22 protein-coding genes, 1 tRNA gene and 1 rRNA gene are annotated in these 18,934 nt (G+C 69.1%); 20 read left to right on the top strand and 4 right to left on the bottom strand.

Annotated features, from left to right (window positions below; translation table 11 throughout):
- Positions 1–250: 250 nt before the first annotated feature.
- The 6 genes from MBA17_RS25365 to MBA17_RS25340 all read left to right on the top strand — a co-directional run bounded on the left by MBA17_RS25365 (position 251) and on the right by MBA17_RS25340 (position 4,846).
- A complete protein-coding gene (locus tag MBA17_RS25365; protein WP_238499077.1) occupies positions 251–1,663 on the top strand; it encodes a pyridoxal phosphate-dependent decarboxylase family protein in 1,413 nt (470 codons plus the stop codon).
- Positions 1,606–2,205, top strand: coding sequence for a GNAT family N-acetyltransferase (locus MBA17_RS25360; RefSeq protein ID WP_238499076.1), 600 nt, complete (start codon positions 1,606–1,608; stop codon positions 2,203–2,205). The genes MBA17_RS25365 and MBA17_RS25360 overlap by 58 nt, the downstream gene beginning before the upstream one ends.
- The gene (locus MBA17_RS25355) at positions 2,195–2,830 is read left to right on the top strand and encodes a DUF6875 domain-containing protein (protein WP_238499075.1); all 636 of its coding nucleotides are present in this window, start codon (positions 2,195–2,197) and stop codon (positions 2,828–2,830) included. Before MBA17_RS25360 ends, MBA17_RS25355 begins: the two co-directional genes overlap by 11 nt.
- Before the next feature lie 196 nt (positions 2,831–3,026).
- Entirely contained in the window at positions 3,027–3,383 is a 357-nt protein-coding gene (locus tag MBA17_RS25350; RefSeq protein WP_238499074.1) for an ArsR/SmtB family transcription factor, read from the top strand.
- Positions 3,380–4,024 (top strand): SRPBCC family protein, encoded by a 645-nt coding sequence (locus tag MBA17_RS25345; protein WP_238499073.1) that lies wholly within the window; start codon positions 3,380–3,382, stop codon positions 4,022–4,024. Before MBA17_RS25350 ends, MBA17_RS25345 begins: the two co-directional genes overlap by 4 nt.
- Before the next feature lie 63 nt (positions 4,025–4,087).
- The gene (locus MBA17_RS25340; protein WP_238499072.1) at positions 4,088–4,846 is read left to right on the top strand and encodes a phosphotransferase; all 759 of its coding nucleotides are present in this window, start codon (positions 4,088–4,090) and stop codon (positions 4,844–4,846) included.
- Between the two features lie 92 nt (positions 4,847–4,938).
- Here MBA17_RS25340 and MBA17_RS25335 read toward each other — a convergent pair whose 3' ends face one another.
- The gene (locus tag MBA17_RS25335; RefSeq protein ID WP_238499071.1) at positions 4,939–5,658 is read right to left on the bottom strand and encodes a hypothetical protein; all 720 of its coding nucleotides are present in this window, start codon (positions 5,656–5,658) and stop codon (positions 4,939–4,941) included.
- Positions 5,659–5,777: 119 nt separating this feature from the next.
- Between MBA17_RS25335 and MBA17_RS25330 the strand changes: the two genes are divergently transcribed.
- From MBA17_RS25330 to MBA17_RS25315, 4 genes are all read left to right on the top strand, one after another.
- Positions 5,778–6,398 (top strand): pentapeptide repeat-containing protein, encoded by a 621-nt coding sequence (locus MBA17_RS25330; RefSeq protein WP_238499070.1) that lies wholly within the window; start codon positions 5,778–5,780, stop codon positions 6,396–6,398.
- Positions 6,399–6,435: 37 nt separating this feature from the next.
- Positions 6,436–7,248 (top strand): MBL fold metallo-hydrolase, encoded by an 813-nt coding sequence (locus MBA17_RS25325; protein ID WP_238499069.1) that lies wholly within the window; start codon positions 6,436–6,438, stop codon positions 7,246–7,248.
- A 4-nt stretch (positions 7,249–7,252) separates the two neighbouring features.
- Positions 7,253–7,936, top strand: coding sequence for an ArsR/SmtB family transcription factor (locus MBA17_RS25320; protein ID WP_238499068.1), 684 nt, complete (start codon positions 7,253–7,255; stop codon positions 7,934–7,936).
- Positions 7,927–8,003, top strand: a tRNA-Met gene (locus tag MBA17_RS25315). The genes MBA17_RS25320 and MBA17_RS25315 overlap by 10 nt, the downstream gene beginning before the upstream one ends.
- Before the next feature lie 233 nt (positions 8,004–8,236).
- Here the strand turns inward: MBA17_RS25315 and MBA17_RS25310 are convergent.
- Positions 8,237–8,719 (bottom strand): Lrp/AsnC family transcriptional regulator, encoded by a 483-nt coding sequence (locus MBA17_RS25310; protein ID WP_238499067.1) that lies wholly within the window; start codon positions 8,717–8,719, stop codon positions 8,237–8,239.
- 94 nt (positions 8,720–8,813) lie between these two features.
- Between MBA17_RS25310 and MBA17_RS25305 the strand changes: the two genes are divergently transcribed.
- The 9 genes from MBA17_RS25305 (at position 8,814) to MBA17_RS25265 (ending at position 17,362) form a co-directional block, all read left to right on the top strand.
- Positions 8,814–9,488 (top strand): nitroreductase family protein, encoded by a 675-nt coding sequence (locus MBA17_RS25305; protein WP_238499066.1) that lies wholly within the window; start codon positions 8,814–8,816, stop codon positions 9,486–9,488.
- Between the two features lie 13 nt (positions 9,489–9,501).
- Positions 9,502–10,413, top strand: a complete 912-nt coding sequence (locus MBA17_RS25300) for a threonine ammonia-lyase (protein ID WP_238499065.1) — start codon at positions 9,502–9,504, stop codon at positions 10,411–10,413.
- A 187-nt stretch (positions 10,414–10,600) separates the two neighbouring features.
- Positions 10,601–13,129, top strand: coding sequence for a DUF4118 domain-containing protein (locus MBA17_RS25295; protein ID WP_238499064.1), 2,529 nt, complete (start codon positions 10,601–10,603; stop codon positions 13,127–13,129).
- On the top strand, positions 13,126–13,797 hold the full coding sequence (locus MBA17_RS25290) for a response regulator (protein WP_238499063.1): 672 nt from the start codon (positions 13,126–13,128) through the stop codon (positions 13,795–13,797). The genes MBA17_RS25295 and MBA17_RS25290 overlap by 4 nt, the downstream gene beginning before the upstream one ends.
- A 30-nt stretch (positions 13,798–13,827) precedes the next feature.
- On the top strand, positions 13,828–14,544 hold the full coding sequence (locus tag MBA17_RS25285; protein ID WP_238499062.1) for a group II truncated hemoglobin: 717 nt from the start codon (positions 13,828–13,830) through the stop codon (positions 14,542–14,544).
- A 50-nt stretch (positions 14,545–14,594) separates the two neighbouring features.
- On the top strand, positions 14,595–15,032 hold the full coding sequence (locus MBA17_RS25280; RefSeq protein WP_238499061.1) for a hypothetical protein: 438 nt from the start codon (positions 14,595–14,597) through the stop codon (positions 15,030–15,032).
- Entirely contained in the window at positions 15,029–15,334 is a 306-nt protein-coding gene (locus tag MBA17_RS25275) for a winged helix-turn-helix domain-containing protein (protein ID WP_238499060.1), read from the top strand. Before MBA17_RS25280 ends, MBA17_RS25275 begins: the two co-directional genes overlap by 4 nt.
- On the top strand, positions 15,327–16,205 hold the full coding sequence (locus MBA17_RS25270) for an ABC transporter ATP-binding protein (protein WP_238499059.1): 879 nt from the start codon (positions 15,327–15,329) through the stop codon (positions 16,203–16,205). The genes MBA17_RS25275 and MBA17_RS25270 overlap by 8 nt, the downstream gene beginning before the upstream one ends.
- A complete protein-coding gene (locus tag MBA17_RS25265) occupies positions 16,202–17,362 on the top strand; it encodes an ABC transporter permease (protein WP_238499058.1) in 1,161 nt (386 codons plus the stop codon). Before MBA17_RS25270 ends, MBA17_RS25265 begins: the two co-directional genes overlap by 4 nt.
- 144 nt (positions 17,363–17,506) lie before the next feature.
- On the opposite strand, the gene MBA17_RS25260 is transcribed toward MBA17_RS25265, so the two are convergent.
- The gene (locus MBA17_RS25260; RefSeq protein ID WP_238499057.1) at positions 17,507–17,707 is read right to left on the bottom strand and encodes a hypothetical protein; all 201 of its coding nucleotides are present in this window, start codon (positions 17,705–17,707) and stop codon (positions 17,507–17,509) included.
- A gap of 185 nt (positions 17,708–17,892) precedes the next feature.
- Positions 17,893–18,297: a hypothetical protein gene (locus MBA17_RS25255; protein WP_238499056.1), complete on the bottom strand. Its 405-nt coding sequence runs from the start codon at positions 18,295–18,297 to the stop codon at positions 17,893–17,895.
- Between the two features lie 567 nt (positions 18,298–18,864).
- On the opposite strand from MBA17_RS25255, the gene MBA17_RS25250 reads away from it, so the two are divergent.
- A 16S ribosomal RNA gene (locus MBA17_RS25250) occupies positions 18,865–18,934 on the top strand; the annotation flags it as partial.

Genomic DNA, 18,934 nt, shown 5'->3' with positions numbered 1-18,934 from the left:
TCATTCCCGCGGGCGGATGAATGACTTCGGCTATCTCCTCGGTGTCAAAATGCCCGGACAATGGCAGTCTGGATTTCGATCGAACTTGTCGTGCGCATGCACCGGGAAGAATCTCCGATGGCCTGAGAATCGAGGAGGCGTCACGCCGCCATCGTCAAGAGCGGCAAGCCTGCCGATTCACCATTCTCGACTCTGCCACGCCGATGAAGCCGGCTTTCGAACGCGCGGGCTGAAAAGGGGCTGTACAGCGATGGATCTCCAGTACTGGCTGGGCCGTGCGGTCGAGGCGGTGGACGAATGGCGCGACGGATTCGGCCCGTTCACCTCTCATCCGGTCAATCACGTCGACGACGAGCGGTTCGGCGTGGCCTTCGCCGATTTCACCAGGCGACTCCAGGACAACTATCCGTTCTTCCACCCGCGCTATGTGGGGCAGATGGTGAAACCGCCGCACCCGGTGGCGGTCGTCGGCTATCTCGCCGCGATGCTCGTGAACCCCAACAACCACGCCCGCGAGGGCGGCCCGGCGACGACCGACATGGAACGGGAGGTGATCGCCCAACTCGCGGGCATGTTCGGTTTCCCCGACCACCTCGGACATCTCACGACCAGCGGGACGATGGGCAATCTGGAGGCCCTGTTCGTGGCCCGTGAAAGCCATCCGGGCGCGGGAATCGCCTACAGCGCGGACAGCCATTTCACCCACGCCCGAATGTGCCGCGTGCTCGGCGTGCAGGGGCACAGCGTGCCGGTCGACCTGCAGGGCAGGATGGACCTCGACGCGCTGGAGACCCTGCTCCGCACCGAGCGCATCGGCACCGTCGTGCTCACCGCGGGCACGACGGGGACGGGCGCGGTCGATCCGATCCACGAAGCCCTGGCGCTGAAGGAACGGTACGGCGTGCGCCTGCACGTCGACGCCGCCTACGGCGGATTCTTCACCCTGCTGGCCGACCACGGTCTCTTCGATCCGCGCCCGTGGAAGGCGATCGCGTCCTGCGATTCGGTCGTGGTCGATCCCCACAAGCACGGGCTCCAGCCGTACGGCTGCGGCGCGGTGTTGTTCCCCGATCCGGGGGTGGCCCGGCACTACCTGCACGACTCGCCGTACACCTACTTCACCGCCAGCGATCTGCACCTCGGTGAGATCAGCCTGGAGTGCTCACGTTCCGGGGCGGCGGCGGCGGCGCTCTGGCTCACCCTCCGAATGCTTCCGGCGACGCCGGACGGGCTCGGCAGCGTCCTGCTGCCCGGTCTGCAGGCGGCGCGCCGCTGGGCCGTGTTGCTGCGGACCTCCCGCCACCTGACGCTGTTCCAGCCGCCGGAACTCGACATCGTCACCTACTTCCCGTCCGAGCCGTCGTTGACCGGTATCGACGCCGCGACCGCCCGAGTGCTGAACGAGGGCATGACCAGTGCCGACCCCGTGTACGTCAGCGCGTTGCGAGTGGACGACCGCGCGTTCCTCGGGCGTCATCCGCGGCTGATGGGAGACGCCAGATCCGCTCGCATTCTTCGCAGTGTCCTGATCAAACCCGAGTCCGGCAATTATCTCGAGCCCCTCCACAACCGTCTTGAGGAGCTTGCCGGCGGAAGGAGTAAACCTTGTCCAGTTCCGTCATCACCCTCAGACAGGCGACCCGTGCCGATGCCGGCCCTTTGACCGCGCTCCTCGCGGAGTCGTTCTACGACGACGCGTTAACCGTCTGGGCCTTCCCCGATCCCCATCGGCGACGGCAGATCCTTCCCGGTTTCTTCCGCGTGTTCCTCGATCTCGCGCTGGCTCAGGGCGGCGCGCTCACCACGGACGACCAGGAAATCGTCGTGCTGTCGACCCCGCCCGGCGCGAAGGACCCCGGCGCGGACTTCACCGTACGGCTGCGCGCGGCGGCTGGGGAGTACGCCGACGCGCTGATGACCATCATCCGGCTTCAGGAGGCCCACCATCCGGCCGCGCCCCGGCACCTCTACCTCGGCTTCGCCGCCGTGGCCCCGCATCGGCAACGCACCGGCCTCGCGTCGATGGCGATGCGAGAGGTGCTGGCGGGCTGCGACCGTGACGGCGTTCCGGCCTACCTGGAGGCCAGCTCTCCCGGTGGGGAGGCGGTGTCGCGTCAGTTCGGGTTCGAGCCTCATGGGCCCGAGATCGTGATTCCCGGTGGTCCCCGACTGCGGCCGATGTGGCGGGATCCGAATGACTTCTGAACCGCGTCTGTGGTCCGCCGCCGAGGTGACCATGGGCTTCGACCATCCTCGTCTGCCGGAACTGCGGGAGATCCTGGACTGGAGCCGCCGGTTTCTCACCACGAGCCATCCAGATCTGGGCCGTAACGGGCCCGTCTGCCCGTTCAGCGCCCCCTCGTTACGGCGTGACCTGTTCTATCTGGCGGTCCAGGACGATGTGGCGGACATCGGGCGGATCGGTGAGGTGCTGTCCGCGTTCCGGGTGCGCTTTCACGAGATGGCCGCCGAACTGCCCGACTCCAGCCGGGAACTGCTGACCTTCATCGTGGTGCTCCCCGGACTCGACCACGGTGATTCCACGGAGCTGGACGATCTGCAGAGGGGTATGAAGGAGGCCTATGTCGCCGACGGGCTGATGATCGGGCAGTTCCATCCCACCTGTGCCGAGCCCGGTCTCTGGAACGAGAAGTTCCGGCCGTTACGCTCCCCGATTCCGTTGCTGGCGATTCGCGCGATGCTCCCCTTCGATCTCCCGTTCCTCTGGGATCACACCGGCCATCTCGACTCCTATCTCGAACGGTTTGCTCCGCAGGTGCCGGGCCGGATCCGTTCTCAGCTCATCGACCGGATGGTCGGCGCCATGTGAGCTGGGACGCCGCCGCCGTACTCCGTCGCCTCGCGCGGCGGGTGTCGTGCGGCGGCGTCCTGCTGTCCGGGGGCTGTCCCGACCTGTCCCGGGCTGTCCTGGGGCTCCCGCGGGTGACCCGCGACCCGCCGCCGCGCTGCCCACAGGGTCAATGATCGGCTTTGCTTATATAAGCGATGGTTGATACTGTCGCGTCGTGCATGCGTTCGATGTGCTCGGCGATCCCGTGCGACGCAGGATTCTCGAACTGCTGGCCGGCGGTGAGATGACCTCCGGGGCGGTGTGCGCCGTCATCCAGCAGGAGTTCGGCATTACCCAGCCGGCCGTTTCGCAGCATCTCAAGGTGCTGCGCGACAGCGGCTTCGCCAGCGTGCGGCCTGAAGGAACCAGGCGGCTCTACATGGTGAACGCCGACCCGTTGCGTGAGATCGACGCCTGGCTCGATCATTTCCGCCGCTTCTGGACACCACACCTGGACGCGCTGGGCACCGAGCTGGCCAGGGGCAAGCGAGCGCGCCGCCTCAACGAACCAGACCAGAGGAGAACTCCGTGATCGACGTATCCGGGCAGATCAACGCCGTTCGACGGCAGATCGGCAACCGCGTCCTTGAAGCGGGCGAGGCACGTGTCCTGACCATCAGCCAGACCTACGACACCACCGTCGACGACGTCTGGGACGCCTGTACCAATCCCGAGCGCATCCCCCGCTGGTTCCTCCCGATCTCGGGCGATCTGCAGCTACACGGCCGCTATCGGTTCGAGGGCAACGCCGAGGGGACGATCGAGCGCTGCGATCCGCCCAAGAGCTTCGCCGCCACCTGGGAGTACGGCGGCGAGGTGAGCTGGATCGAGGTCCGCCTGTCCGCCGACCCGGAGGGCGGGACCCGGTTCGAGCTCGAGCACGTCGCCCATGTCGACGACGAGCGATGGACCGAGTTCGGCCCCGGCGCGGTGGGCGTCGGCTGGGACATGGGTCTCATGGGCCTGGCCATCCACCTGTCCGGAGCCGAGGCCGTGGACCCGCAGGAGATCGCCGCCTGGGCCGCCTCGGACGAGGGCAGGCAGTTCATGACGCTCAGCAGCCGGCACTGGGGCGACGCGAGCATCGCCGCCGGCTCCCCCGAGGCCGAGGCCCGGGAAGCCGAGGCCCGCACCACGGCCGCGTACACCGCCACGCCTCCCGCCGAGTCCTGACGCGGCAGACGATCCGCCAAAAACGGATCGTGGCTGGATATCGGTCTATGTCACCCTTCTCTGATGGATGAAGAGCGGCTGGACGGTGGCAACACCCATGGAGCGGTGCGGGTGGGGGACACGGTCCGCCGCGTCACCGGAGAGTGGACCCCGGCCGTGCACGACCTTCTCGCCCATCTGGAGTCCAAGGGCTTCCCGGGGGCCCCGCGGCCGCTGGGGTTCGACGGGGAGGGACGCGAGGTGCTGTCCTACCTGGAGGGGGAGACGGTGGGCAGCGCCAAGCCGTGGCCTGCCTGGGTACACGCGGCCGGCACGCTGGACGAGGTGGCCCGCTGGCTGCGCGCCTACCATGACGCGGTCGCGGACTTCGTCCCCTCGCCGGAGGCGGTGTGGCGGCAGGGTGGCCGATGGGCTCCCGGGCTGATCATCGGTCACAACGACGCCGCGCCGTACAACGCGGTGCGCCGGGACGGCCGGCTGGCCGGGTTCTTCGACTGGGACTTCGCCGGGCCGGTGACCCCGGAATGGGATCTGGCGTTCGTGGCCTTCAGCTGGGTGCCGCTGCACGCCCGGTCGGTGGTGGTCGCCGAGGGGTTCACGGACTTCGCCGCCCGGCCGCTCCGGTTCCGCAGGCTCCTGGACGCGTACGGCTGGGCGGGACGACCGGCGGAACTGCTGGACGTGGTCCGGGGACGGGTGAAGGCCCACGCCGAGGGCATCCGGGAGCGTGCGGATGACCCGATCTTCGGCCGGCTCCTCCAGCAGGGCGTCGCCGCCAGGCTCGATCAGGCGCTCGTCGATCTGGCCGATTTCCGGGTCTGACCGGCTCGGGGCAGCAGGACGTTCGCCGAACGAGCCTTCGGTGAGACATGCCCCGGCCAGCGGAGGTCCGGAGACCGGGGCGAGGGGTTCGTTCACGCCGGGTGGGCGAGAACCTTGCGAAGGACGGACAGGTTCTGTGAGCGCAGCTCGGGCTCGGCGGTCTTGGGCGTGTAGTTGATGTAGTGGAGCCTGAGGATGACCGGTCCCCGCCGGACGAGCAGCTCGGTGCTGACCGAGTTGCGCTTGCGGTCGAGCGCCATGGTCTGCTCGATGCGGTGACCCTGCCAGCCGAACTCGTCACGCGGGTAGGCATGGGTGGTCGAGGAGCTGTCGACGCGGACGTCCTTGTCGAACAGGGCCTGGGTCGACCCCGAATAGCGGCATTCGGACATCTTGCTGTCGATCTGTCTCGACAGCTCGGTCGCCTTGGCCTCGTCCGGAAGCACCCAGCCCTCCTGCACGATCCTGCCCTTGCCGGCGACGCCGCTCTCCTGGCCCGTCGTGGAATGAGTCTTTTCGACCGGCACGGTCGGCATCTTCAGGGGGTTCAACGGCACGCACAAGATGATCTTGTCGATGGTGCCCTGCGGGACGGTATGGCTCTTGCCTCCCGTCAGCCCGGCCCCGGCCGCATCGAGGAAGAGAGCGCTGACCTTCTCTGGGGTCCACTTCGTTGCGGCGGCGGCCGAACCCGAGGACTGCGACTTCTCCCCGGATCCGACCGCCGCCGCGCCGCCTGCGCCGCAACCGGAGGCCAGCAGGCCGAACAGTCCGATGAGCGGGGCGACGGATCGACGTATTGGTTTGCACACGCGACCGATTGTGACGCAGGGGAGTCATTCGATTACGGGTCCATCACCGTATGAAGGTAAGACCTTGGGGAACGGTTAGCGTGGCAGTCCTCCCGGCCCCTGACCCGAAGGTGCGACGAATGGCTGATCGCAAGTACGGCGTGCCCGACCCCGAGCCCCGGTCGACCGTCGACTCCGAGGACTGGGGCGGCGACGACCTGTCGGGCCAGAGTCACGACCGGGTCGCCTTCGTGAACGTGGACATGACGGAGGTGACGAACCGGGGGGCGCGGTTCCATGAGTGCGTCTTCCGGCACGTCCGGTTCAACGTGTCCGCGCACGTCGACGCCGCATTCGAGAACTGCGTCTTCACCAGGTGCGACTTCTTCGACGCGGCCTTCACCGGCTGCAAGCTCGTCGGCAGCAGATTCGACGGCTGCACCTTCGACCTGCTGAAGGTCGAGGGCGGCGACTGGTCCTTCGTCGGGCTGCCGAGGGCCAACCTGAACGGCGCGTCCTTCGTCGACGTCAGGATGCGCGAGGCCGATCTCGCCGGCGCACGCTTCCAGGAAGCCACCCTCAAGCGGGTCGACCTGTCGGCGGCCTCACTCACCAAGGTCGACTTCACCCGCTGTGACCTGCGCGGGAGCAACCTCGACGCGCTCGACCCCCACGCTGTGGAGTTGCGCGGAGCCATCGTCGACCCCCTCCAGGCCGTGGTGATCGCCACCGCGATGGGTCTTGACGTGCGCTCCGAGTGAACTGTTATTCTAAAGATCCATAGAAAAGGTGATGAACATGCCGGCCTGGATCTGCGCGACGTGCGCCAACCACTACCCAGAGTCGGAGTCGCCACCCGAGTCCTGTGTCATCTGCGCCGACGAGCGGCAGTGGGTGCCGCCCGGCGGCCCACGGTGGACCACGCTGGCGGAGCTCGCGGCGGCCGGGCACCGCAGCGACGTGCGGGAGGTCGAGCCGGATCTGATCGGGATCGGGGCGGCCCCGCAGGTGGCCATCGGCCAGCGTGCCCTGCTGATCCGCACGCCCGAGGGGAACCTGCTGTGGGATCCGTCGGGCTTCGTCGACGAGCGCGCCATCGAGCAGGTCGCTGAACTGGGCGGGCTGCGCGCGGTGAGCGCCAGTCACCCGCACTTCTACGGGTCCATCGTCGAGTGGAGCCGGGCCTTCGACGCCGAGATCCTGCTGCCGGAGGCCGACGCGTCCTGGCTCACCCGCCCCGACCCGGCCGTCAAGACCTGGTCGGGCACCCTCCAGGTGCTTCCCGGCGTGACGCTGATCCAGTGCGGCGGCCACTTCCCCGGCAGCGCGGTCGTGCACTGGTCACAGGGGGCGCAGGGCAAGGGGGTGCTGTTGAGCGGCGACACCATCTTCGTGACCCCCGGCGAGGATCGGATCACGTTCGTGTGGAGCGCGCCCAACCGGCTGCCCCTCCCCGAGCGCGACGTGCGCGGAGTCGTCGCCGCCGTCCGGCCGTACCGGTTCGACCGCATCTACGGTGGCTGGTGGACCCCCATCCTGCGGCACGACGCCGAGAGCGTGGTGCACAGCTCCGCAGAGCGATACATCCAGCACCTGCGCGGGGAGGTGTGACCCGGTGCCTTTCGCCGAGGAATCGATCTACGCCGAGCTGGCCAGGATCGGCAAGGTCCTGGCCAGTCCTGTGCGTCTCCGTCTGCTCGACCTGCTCGACCAGCGGGAGCACACCGTCGAGGAGCTGGCGGAGGCTTCGGGTGTGCCGTTGAAGAACACCTCCGCCCAGCTCCAGCAGCTCCGAGCCGCGCACCTGGTGACCGCCACGAAGGAGGGCACCCGGGTCCGTTACCGGCTGGCCGATCGCCAGGTGTCGGAGTTCCTCGGCCGGTTGCAGGACTTCGCGGAGGAGCGGCTGGCCGACCTTCGCGGCGCGGTGGCCGAACATCTCGGCGACCCCGCGATCCTGGAGCCGGTGACGGCCGAGGAGCTGCGAGCCCGGCTCGACGATCCGGAGACCATGATTCTCGACGTCCGTTCGAGCGCCGAGTACGCCGCCGGCCATCTGCCCGGCGCGGTGTCGCTGCCGGAGAGCCGGCTCCGCGAGGAACTCGGCAAACTGCCTGTTCACGTCGAGATCATCGCCTACTGCCAGGGGCCCTACTGCGTGGTCTCACCGCGCGCCGTCGAGCTGCTGCGCCACCGGGGCTACCGTGCCAGGCCACTCGCCGGCGGCATGACGCGGTGGAACCGTACGGGGCACCCTGTGGAGGGTGTAGTCTTAAGACATAACAACGACGCGGGGTAGAGCAGTTCGGTAGCTCGTTGGGCTCATAACCCAGAGGTCGCAGGTTCAAATCCTGCCCCCGCTACCAAAGAATTTCACGTCAAAGGCTCGGCCTCCGGAAACGGGGCCGGGCCTTTGGTCGTTATCGGGGCGAAATGCCGGAGGGGTCGCTTTTCTCGCTTTTATCCCGAGCTGGCTAAGAGTTTTCGCTCGGATGTGCGGGCGCGATGTCGGTCGCCAAGCGCGGCACACAGGCGAAAAGCGGAAATGGCCGGAAATAGCGGCCGGTTCCGGCAGACGACTGGCCGTCCCGCCCGGCGGTCAACCGGTGGGCGGGGCCTCGGCCAGGGGCTGGACCCGGTGCGGGACCACGTTCGAGAGGGTGATCACGGTGGTGCTGCGCCGTACGCCGGGGATGGTCAGCATCCGGTCGACGACCTGCTGGATGTGCTCGTGGTCGCGGCCGGCGACGCGGCACCAGACGTCGCCGGGCCCGGTGACGATGTAGGCCTCGATCAGTTCGGGGACGGTGTGCAGGGCGGCTGCGATGTCCGCGCGGGAGGCCTGTTCGACCTCCAGCGTGGTGAACGCCTGCACCGGGTAGCCGAGGCGGGCGGGGGACAGGTTCGGGCCGTAGTCGATGATCACGCCGTCGGCGGTCATCCGGTCGAGGCGGGCCTGGACGGTGCCGCGGGCCACGCCGAGGAGGCGGGCGATCTCCAGCAGTCCGCTGCGGGGGCGGTCGCGGACCATCCGGAGCAGCCGGAGGTCGAGTTCGTCCAGGCCGATACGACGTGCCGGCATTTCTGCCACCCAATCAGTGAGAAGACTGTCTATCTGACAGTACTGACGGGCCCCCGTTGTCGAGATCGATGGCGCTGCCGACAATACGGATCTCATGGAGCACACGTATCCCTTCGTCCCCTACGTCCAGTCCCGCTACCCCGAGGCTGACATGATCGCGCGCGGCCGGGAGTTCTTCGAGTCGCTCGACCGGCGAAGAAGCGTCCGGTTCTTCAGCGACGATCCGGTGCCCCGCGAATGCGTCGAACTGGCGGTCATGGCGGCCGGCACCGCGCCTTCGGGGGCGCACCAGCAGCCGTGGAGATTCGCCGTCATCGGCGATCCGGCGACCCGACGGCGGATCAGAGAGGCCGCCGAGGCCGAGGAACGGCAGAACTACGAGGGCGGCAGGCTGACGCCCGAGTGGCGGGAGGCGCTGGCCCCGCTGGAGACGACCTCCGACAAGTCCTACCTGGAGGTGGCGCCCTGGCTGGTGGTGTGCTTCGCGGAGAAGTACGGCGTGCTGCCCGACGGTTCCCGGCGGAAGAACTACTACGTCAACGAGAGCGTCGGGATCGCCTGCGGCCTGTTCATCACGGCCCTGCACACCATGGGGCTGTCCACGCTCACCCACACGCCGAACCCGATGGCCTTCCTGAGCGAGATCTGCGAGCGGCCGGGCAACGAACGGCCGTACATCCTGTTCCCCGTCGGATATGCCGCCGATCACGCGGAAGTGCCAGATCTGACCAGAAAGCCGCTGTCTGACGTGCTCATCTCGGTTCCGTAGGCAGAATGGCCTGATGGAACTCGTGACGATCGACGACATCCGCACGGCCGCCGACCGAATCACGCCGGTGACGCTGACCACCCCCCTGGTGCCGTGGGAAGGCTGCCTGCTGAAGGCGGAGAACCTGCAGCAGGTGGGCTCGTTCAAGATCCGGGGCGCCTACAACGCCGTCGTCTCCCTCCGGCCGCCCGGCGTGGTCACCTACTCCTCGGGGAACCACGGCCAGGCCCTCGCCTACGCCGCCAGGGAGTACGGCGTGCCGTGCGTGGTGTTCGCCGCCGAGGGGATGCCCGAGGTCAAGGCCGAGGGGATCCGGCGATGGGGGGCCGAGTTGGTGCTGGTGCCGCCCGCCGAGCGGATCCCCCGGGGCGAGGCGCTGGCGGTCGAGCGCGGGCTCACCCTCATCCCGCCGTACGACCATCTCGCGGTGATCGCCGGGCAGGGGACGATCGGGCTGGAGATCATGGACGCCGTGCCGGACGTCGAGGTCGTCCTGGTGCCGATCGGCGGCGGCGGGCTGGCCTCGGGGGTCAGCTCGGCGATCAAGGCCCTCGATCCCCGGGTCACCGTCATCGGCGTCGAACCGGAGCTCGCCGCCGACGCCGCGGAGAGCCTCGCCTCCGGTCACCTGGTGTCGTGGTCGCCCGAGCTGACCTTCCGCAGTGTCGCCGACGGCCTGCGCGGCGGCCTTTCCGAGTTGACCTTCGCCCATCTGCGCGACCGGCTCGACGGCATCGTCACGGTCGGTGAGGAGGAGATCCGTGCCGCGATGGGCCGCATGGCCAGGTCCGCCCGTCTGGTCGCGGAGCCGAGCGGAGCCGTCGCCGCCGCCGCCTTCCTCTCGGGCCGGACCCCGGCGGGCACGACGGTGGCGGTCGTCTCGGGCGGCAACGCCGATCCCGCCCTGCTGCGCGAGGTCATCTGAGCGCCCCGGACACCGGGCCCGGCTCAGTGATCGGCGTCGACCGGCAGGCGCATCCGGGCGGCCGCCGGTGGACCAGGTCAGGCGGCCGGTCGAGGAGAACGCCACCGGTCGTAGCCTTGGTCACATGGGCGAGCCCGGCGTCGACGTACTGGAGCTCGACATCGCCCGTGACAAGGAGTGATCGTAGATGCCACGCGGGCGGCTCCGCGTCTACCTGGGCGCGGCTCCCGGCGTCGGCAAGACCTTCGCGATGCTGAGCGAGGGCCGCCGCCGCCTGGAGCGGGGCACCGACGTCGTGGTGGGCTTCGTCGAGACCCACGACCGTCCCCGTACGGCGGAGCTGCTCGACGGCCTCGAAACGGTCCCCCGGCGGACGCACACCCACCGGGAGATCACGCTCACCGAACTGGACCTCGACGCCGTCCTGGCCCGCGCGCCCGAGGTGGCCCTCGTCGACGAGCTGGCGCACACCAACGTGCCCGGCTCCCGCAACGCCAAGCGCTGGCAGGACGTCCAGGAGCTGCTCGACGCCGGCATCGACGTCGTCTCCACCGTCAACATCCAGCACCTGGAGTCCGTCAACGACGTCGTCCAGCAGATCACCGGCGTCCTCCAGCGCGAGACGATCCCCGACGGCGTCGTACGGCGGGCCGACCAGGTCGAACTGGTCGACATGGCCCCCGAGGCGCTGCGCCGCCGGATGGCCCACGGCAACGTCTACCTGCCGGAGCGGGTCGACGCCGCCCTGCACAACTACTTCCGGGTCGGCAACCTCACCGCGCTGCGCGAGCTGGCGCTGCTCTGGCTCGCCGGAAAGGTCGACGAGCAGCTCGACCGCTACCGCGCCGACCACGACATCGCCCGCACCTGGGAGGCCCGCGAGCGGGTGGTCGTCGCCCTCACCGGCGGCCCCGAGGGCGACACCCTGGTACGGCGGGCCGCCAGGATCGCCGCCCGCTCGAAGGGCGCCGATCTGCTCGCCGTACACGTCACCCGGGCCGACGGGCTCACCGGCGCCGACCCCGCGAGCCTGGTACGGCACCGCGCCCTGGTCGAGAACCTGGGCGGCAGCTACCACCAGGTGATCGGCGACGACGTGCCGCGGGCGCTGCTCGACTTCGCGGCGGGGGTGAACGCGACCCAGCTCGTGCTGGGCGCGTCGCGGCGGGGCAGGTTCGCGCAGATCTTCGCGCCGGGCGTCGGCGTGACGACCACCCTCCGGTCGGGTCCGATCGACGTTCACATGATCACCCACGAACAGGTGAGCAGGGGGTCCCGGCTCGGCACCTCGCGGGCCGCCCTCACCCGGACCCGGCGGATCAGCGGGTGGGTGCTGGCCCTGGCCGGGATGCCGCTGCTCGCGGCGGCGCTGCTGCCCTTCCACGACACGCTCCGGCTGGACCTGGAGATCCTGCTCTTCCTGCTGGCGGTGGTCGGCGCGGCCGTCACGGGCGGCATGCGGCCGGCGGTGTTCGCCGCGTTCTGGGGGTTCGGGCTGCTCAACTGGTTCTTCACGCAGCCGGTGCGCACGCTGACCATCGCCGAGCCGGAGAACCTGCTGGCGCTGTCCGTCTACATCCTGGTGGCGATGATGGTGAGCGCGGTGGTCGACGTCGCCGCCCGCCGTACCCGGGAGGCGGCGCGGGCGACCGCGGACGCCGAGGTGCTCTCCACGCTGGCTGGGCACGTGCTGCGGGGGGAGTCGGCGCTGCCGTCGCTGCTGGAGCGGTTGCGCGAGACCTTCGGCCTGGTCTCGGTCACGCTGCTGGAACGCCGGGCCGAGCCGGCCCCCGACGATCACGGCGAGCCCGACGCGTGGCGGATCGTCGGCAGCGCGGGCGGCCCGCCCTGCACCAGTCCGGGAGCGGCGGACACGGACGTCGCGGTGGACGACGACCTGGCGCTCGCCGTACGGGGGCGGCTGCTCGAAGCGTCGGACCGGCGGGTGCTGGAGGCGTTCGCGGCGGAGTCGGCGGTGGCCCTGCGCCAGGAGCGGCTCCGTGTGGAGGCTGACCGGGTGCGCCCGCTGGCGGAGGCGGACAGGATGCGCACCGCGCTGCTGGCCGCCGTCTCGCACGACCTGCGAACCCCGCTCGCCTCGGCCAGGGCGGCGGTGGAGAGCCTGCGCGGCAGCGAGATCGAGTGGTCGCCCGAGGACGTCGAGGAACTGCTGGCCACCGCCGACGAGTCGCTGGTCAAGCTCGACCGGCTGGTCGCCAACCTGCTCGACATGAGCCGCCTGCAGGCGGGGGTGCTCGGCGCGGACCTGCTGCCGACCTCGCTGGAGGAGGTCGTGCCCTGGGCCGTCGACGACCTCGGCCACGTGGACGGCCTGGTCGAGACCGACATCCCCGCCGACCTGCCCGACGTCGTCGCCGACCCGGCGCTGCTCGAACGGGTCCTGGTCAACCTGATGTCGAACGCGGTCCGCTACACCCCGCCCGGACGCAGGGTCCTGCTCACCGCCAGCACGCACGGCAGGCAGGTGGAGGTACGGGTGGTGGACCGGGGGCCGGGTATCCCCCGGGAGGTGTACGAGCAGGTGTTCCTGCCGTTCCAGCGGCTCGGCGACCGCACCACCCACACGGGCGTCGGACTCGGCCTGGCCCTCTCGCGCGGTCTGGTGGAGGCGATGGCCGGCACGCTCGTCCCCGACGAGACCCCAGGAGGAGGGCTCACCATGATCATCACCCTGCCCGTCTCGGAGCCGTCATGACGAGGATCCTGGTCGTGGACGACGAGCCCCAGATCCTCCGGGCGCTTCGGATCAACCTGGTGGCCCGCCACTACGAGGTGGCGGTGGCCGGTGACGGCGGCGCCGCCCTGCGCCAGGCCGCCGACTGGCACCCCGACCTGGTCGTGCTCGACCTGGGTCTGCCCGACATCGACGGGGTGGACGTCATCCACGGCCTGCGCGGCTGGACCACCGTCCCCATCCTCGTCCTGTCGGGCCGCGCGGACAGTCAGGACAAGGTCGAGGCGCTCGACGCGGGCGCCGACGACTACGTGACGAAGCCCTTCGGCATCGAGGAACTGCTGGCCCGCATCCGCGCCGTCACCCGCCGCACCTCGCCGCACGAGGTGGAGCCGTCCCAGGTCCAGGTCGGCGAGCACGTGGTCGACCTCGCGGGCAAGACGGTCTCGGGCGGCGTACGGCTGACGCCCACCGAGTGGCACCTGCTGCAGATCCTGGTGCGCAATCCCGGCAAGCTGGTCAGCCAGCGGCAGCTCCTCACCGACGTGTGGGGAAGCGCGTATCTCAAGGAGACCAACTACCTGCGGCAGTACATGGCCCAGTTGCGGCGCAAGCTGGAGCCGGATCCCGCGCATCCCGTCCAGCTCATCACCGAACCGGGCATGGGATATCGCTTCATTCCTCTATAGTGCGATTACATAATTACACTAGGGAGCCAGATGGTCATCGACTATGTGCGCTATCACGTTCCGGCGGAGCGAATGGCGGAGTTCGAGGAGGCCTACCGGCGGCACGCCAAGGAGCTGGCCGCGTCGCCGCGCTGCGTCGACTTCGAGCTCACCCGCGACACCGGCGACCCCTCCCGCCTCCTCCTGCGCGTCCGCTGGACCACTGCCGACGACCTGCCGGAGGACCCGGCCGGCGAGTTCGTCGAGGAGCGATCCCGGCACCGGCCCACTCCCGTCAGAGGTCAGGGCGGCTCGGTGCCGACCATCTACCAGTGGGCGGGCGGCTCCGAGGCGCTGGAACGGCTGACCGAGGTCTTCTACGGCCACGTCAAGAACGACGACGTCATCGGACCCATCTTCGCCCATATGGACCCGTCCCACCCTCGATATGTGGCCATGTGGCTGGGCGAGGTCTTCGGCGGGCCCGACGGGTACACCCGGGAACGCGGCGGATACGCCCACATGCTCGGGCAGCACGTGGGCAAGGCGATCACCGAACGGCAGCGCCGCCGCTGGATCGCCCTGCTGCTCGACGCGGCCGACGAGGTCGGTCTGCCGGCCGATCCCGAGTTCCGCGCCGCCTTCGTCGGCTACATCGAGTGGGGCACCCGGTTGGCCTTCGCCAACTCCCAGCCGGACGCGAAGCCGTTCCAGCAGGCGCCGGTTCCCCGCTGGGGCTGGGGCGTGGCGCCGCCGTACCTGGGGTAGCGCTTTGCAAGTACTTGAACGGTAGTTGAGTACTCGTTAACCTGTTGAGTGTGAACGGGTTGAACGCTGACGACGCCCTGCGGCGGATCAGTCAGGTAAGCGGCGACGTCCGCAGGTCGAGCCGGTGGGTGGGGCGATGGATGCTCGTCGCCGGGCTCCTCTCGACCGTCTACTGGGTGGCGATGCTCCTGGGGCCCGGCCCGGTGCAGACGGCCGCCATACTGGGCTGGGGGTCGTTCGTCGCAGGCTCCTTTCTGTACATCTTCCGCAAGGGCGTCTACAGCAGGCTGGCAATGCGACTCCAGTGGCCGGTCGCGGCCGCCTATCTCGGCACGGTGACGTTGGCGACGCTCTTCTCGATGTTCGTGTTGCCCGGCGATCCGGGCGGGGGTTGGGCGGCGCTCGCCGCGGCCGTCGCGATCATGGCCAGCGCGCCGCTGCTCTGGGGGGCCTGGCGCCTGCTGCGCGCAGCGGACGTGACGGGGTGACCCACCCCCGCCACGGGCTCGACGAGATCATCCACGCGCCCGTCCGCCTGTCGATCATGGCGGCGCTCGCCACGGCGGAGAAGGCCGACTTCCGGTTCCTGAAGGAAACGATCGAGGTCAGCGACTCCCTGCTCTCCAAACACATCATCACCCTGGAAACCGCCGGCTACGTGCGGGTGGAGAAGGGTTTCGTGGGCAAACGCGCCCGCACCTGGCTGACGCTCACCGACGAGGGACGCAGAGCCTTTCGCGACTACACCGAAGTTCTACGGCAGATAACAGAGGGGGCACCCGGTGCTTGAGGCACAGGCGCTGCACAAACGCTACGGCGACACCGAGGCACTCCGCGGCGTCAGCCTGACGGTACGGCCCGGCGAGATGTTCGGATTCGTGGGCGCCAACGGAGCAGGCAAGACCACGACCATGCGCATCGTGATGGGGGTGCTGGAGGCCGACTCCGGCGAGCTGAGCTGGCAGGGGCAGCCGCTCACCTACGAGACCAGACGCGGCTTCGGCTACATGCCCGAGGAACGCGGCCTCTACCAGAAGATGAAGGTCGCCGAACAGGTCGACTACTTCGGGCGGTTGCACGGCATGAGCCGACCGGCGGCGAAATCCGCCACGGACGAGCTGGTCGAGCGCCTGGGCCTCACCGAGCGGCGAGACGACACGGTCGACTCGCTGTCCCTGGGCAACCAGCAGCGCGTGCAACTCGCGGTGGCGCTCGTCCACCGGCCGACGGTGCTGATCCTCGACGAGCCCTTCTCCGGCCTCGACCCCATCGCGGTCGACGCGCTGGCCGAGGCGCTGGCCGAGCGGTGCGCCGCGGGCGTCCCCGTCATCTTCTCCAGCCACCAGCTCGAACTCGTCGACCGGCTGTGCGACTCGGTCGGCATCATCTCCGCCGGCCGGATGGTCGCCGGCGGACCCGTCGAGGAGGTGCGCGCCAGGGAGGGACGCAGACTCCTGAAAGTCGTGGTCCGCGACGCGACGCCCGGCTGGGCCGACGGCCTGCCCGGCGAGGTCAGCACCGAGAACGGCAGGCACGTGCTGCTCGCCCCCGACGGCGACGACCAGGCCATCCTGCGCGCCGCCGTACAGGCCGGAACGGTCGAGCACTTCGGCTGGCAGCAGCCCACCCTTACCGAGATCTTCAGGGAGGCCGTGGCATGAGCAACGTCTGGCTGGTCGCGCGCCGGGAGATCGCCGTGCGCGGGCGGACCAAGGGCTTCCTGATCGGCCTCCTGGTCAGCGCGCTGCTCGTGGTGGCGCTGGCCTTCATCCCCAAACTCCTCGGCGGCAACGACTCCTACACGGTCGGGGTCGTCGGCGCCGGTTCGGCCGGTTTCGAGACCGCCGTCAAGCCGTTGGCCGAGGCCGAGCAGGCCGAGGTCGCCTTCCGAAAGCTGCCCGACGAGGCCGCCGCCCGCGCCGCGCTGGCCGACGGCGACCTCGACGCCGCCGTGCTGGACGGCACGAAACTGCTGGCCGACGGCGAGGTCTCCCAGCAGCTCGGCCTGTTCCTGCAGAGCGCCCACCGCGCGCTCCAGACCGAGGAACGGCTGCGCGCCGCCGGCCTCGATCCCGGCAAGGTCACCGAGGCCATGCGGGTTCCGCCGCTCACCGAGGTCTCCGTGAGCACCGTCGCGGGTGACGCGGGCGTCCGCGCCGGCATCGCCACCCTGATCGTGCTCGTCCTGTTCTTCCTCCTCATCTCCTCCGTCACCTCGGTGGCGATGGGAGTCGTCGAGGAGAAGGGCAGCCGGATCGTCGAGCTCCTGCTCACCTCGATCCGCCCATGGCAGCTGCTCGGCGGGAAGATCATCGGGCTGGGCGCGCTCGGCCTGGTCAACCTGCTCGTCGTCATCGTCGCGGGACTCGGCGCCTCCCTGGTCACCGGCCTGGCCACCGACCTTCCGCCAGGCATCACCGGAATCGCGATCAGCGCGGTGATCTGGTTCCTGCTCGGGTACGCCTTCTTCTCCGCGATGGCCGCCGCGTTCGGCGCGCTCGTCTCCCGGCAGGAGGACGTCAGCAGCGTGCTGACCCCCATGACCACCCTGCTGATGGCCACCTACCTGGTGGCCTTCTACGCCGTGACCGATCCCAGCGGTTCGGTCGCCAGGACGCTGTCCCTGATCCCGCCGTTCTCCTCGATGGTCATGCCCGTGCGGATGGCCGTGGGCGAGGTCCAGCTCTGGGAGATCGCCCTGGCCGGGGGCCTGATGATCGTCGCCGTCGTGCTGGTGCTCCTCGCCGGCGCCCGCATCTACCAGCGCGCCGTACTGCGGACCGGGGCGAGAGTACGGCTGAGCGACGTCATGCGCTGACCCGACTCACATCCTGCCCGCGGGCTACGGCCCTGTTCTTGCCCGCCCTGTGCGTGCACGGTCTGTTCTTGCACGGTCTGTGCGTGGTGCGGTCTGTGCGTGGTGCGGTCTGTGCGTGGCGCGGTCTGTGCGCGGCCGGCGGCGTCAGGCGTCGCCGGCCGTACGGCGGAGCATCCAGGCGGCGCGGCGCCCCGCCCAGCCGGTGAGAAAGCAGCCGAACCCCACCTGGAGCGCGCGGACCCACATGGGTGTGGACACGGCGGCGAAGACGACCACCCCGATCCACAACACCCCGAACACTCCCACCAGGGCGACCGCGGCCCAGTTCAGCCCCCGCTGCCACATGCGATAAGTCTCACAGACCGCGTTCCAAGCGCAGGTCAACGCCCACCCACTCGACCGTTCCGCATGGGTGGAGAACAGCCCGGCATTCGACCCGCTCCGCATGCGCGGATCAGCTTGGCATTCGACGGTCGTGTGCGTGCGCGGAGATCGGTCAGGCATTCGGCCCGTCCATACGTCCGCAGAGATCAGTTAGGCGTGGAGCGGCTGACGCCGGCGCAGCGATGGACACGGCCACCGGGGGAGAGGGTCCGCATCGGACTCTGCTCCAGCGCGGCGACCAGGGCGGCGGCGGTCCGCGCGTCCGAGAGGATGCGGTGGACCTCCTCCCCCTCGGCGGGGAGCTGCCCTCGCTTGGCGAGCTCGTCCTTGAGAAAGGTCGTCGGCTCGGTGGCGCCGGTGATCTCGGCGGCGACCGTGGCCCGGGCGGCGGTGAGCAGCCGAAGGTAGTAAGCGCGCAAGGTCGCCTCCCTCATGCGCGCATGCTCCAGGTCCTCCAGCAGCGTCCGGGCGACCTGAAGCAGGTCGCCGGCGTGTGTCGCCTCGGCGGCGGCGAGATGAGCGCGGATGTCGTCGAACTCCGAGCGGGCCATGTTGGACACCTCCACGGACGGAGAGAGCTCGTGCCTACTTCGTACCGGGGAGCGATTGCGAGCGGCTTGATGTCTGCTTGCTTCTGTCCATGTTTGGCCGTCCCTGGAGGAGGGAATGGTTTGGAAGTTACCTGTGTTGCTCTTGGCACCCCTGGAGGGCTGCTAGAGTTCTTAACGCAGCGCGGTGATCACCTCTGGGTGACAGCAAGCCGCACCGCACCTCTCTCTCCCACCGGACCATCCGGCTGACACGCGCACTCGTGCGCGTCCACTCAGATGGGCTGGTAAGTTAGAGGGGTTGTCCCGGAAACGGGGCGGTTCGAATTCTAGAACACCCGCTGATTTGACTGAAAACAGCGAGTGGAAATAGAATAAGGACATCGAAACAAGGAAATGAGCGCCCCTGAGGGCTGGTTCTCCGGAACTGGTTTGAGGGTGTACGCGTCCGTTTCTTGAGAACTCAACAGTGTGTTCAAAAGCCAGTGCATGATGCACAACCCCGTCACGTTTATTGTGACGGATTCCTTTGGTTGACATTTATGTCAGCCAGGTGAAGTTTCCAAGCATTTTTTGGAGAGTTTGATCCTGGCTCAGGACGAACGCTGGCGGCGTGCTTAACACATGCAAGTCGAGCGGA

Origin of the sequence: Dolomitihabitans soli (assembly GCF_022213955.1) — a bacterium.
Lineage (GTDB): Bacteria > Actinomycetota > Actinomycetes > Streptosporangiales > Streptosporangiaceae > Streptosporangium_A > Streptosporangium_A soli.
This window is presented reverse-complemented; position numbering and strand designations above follow the sequence as displayed.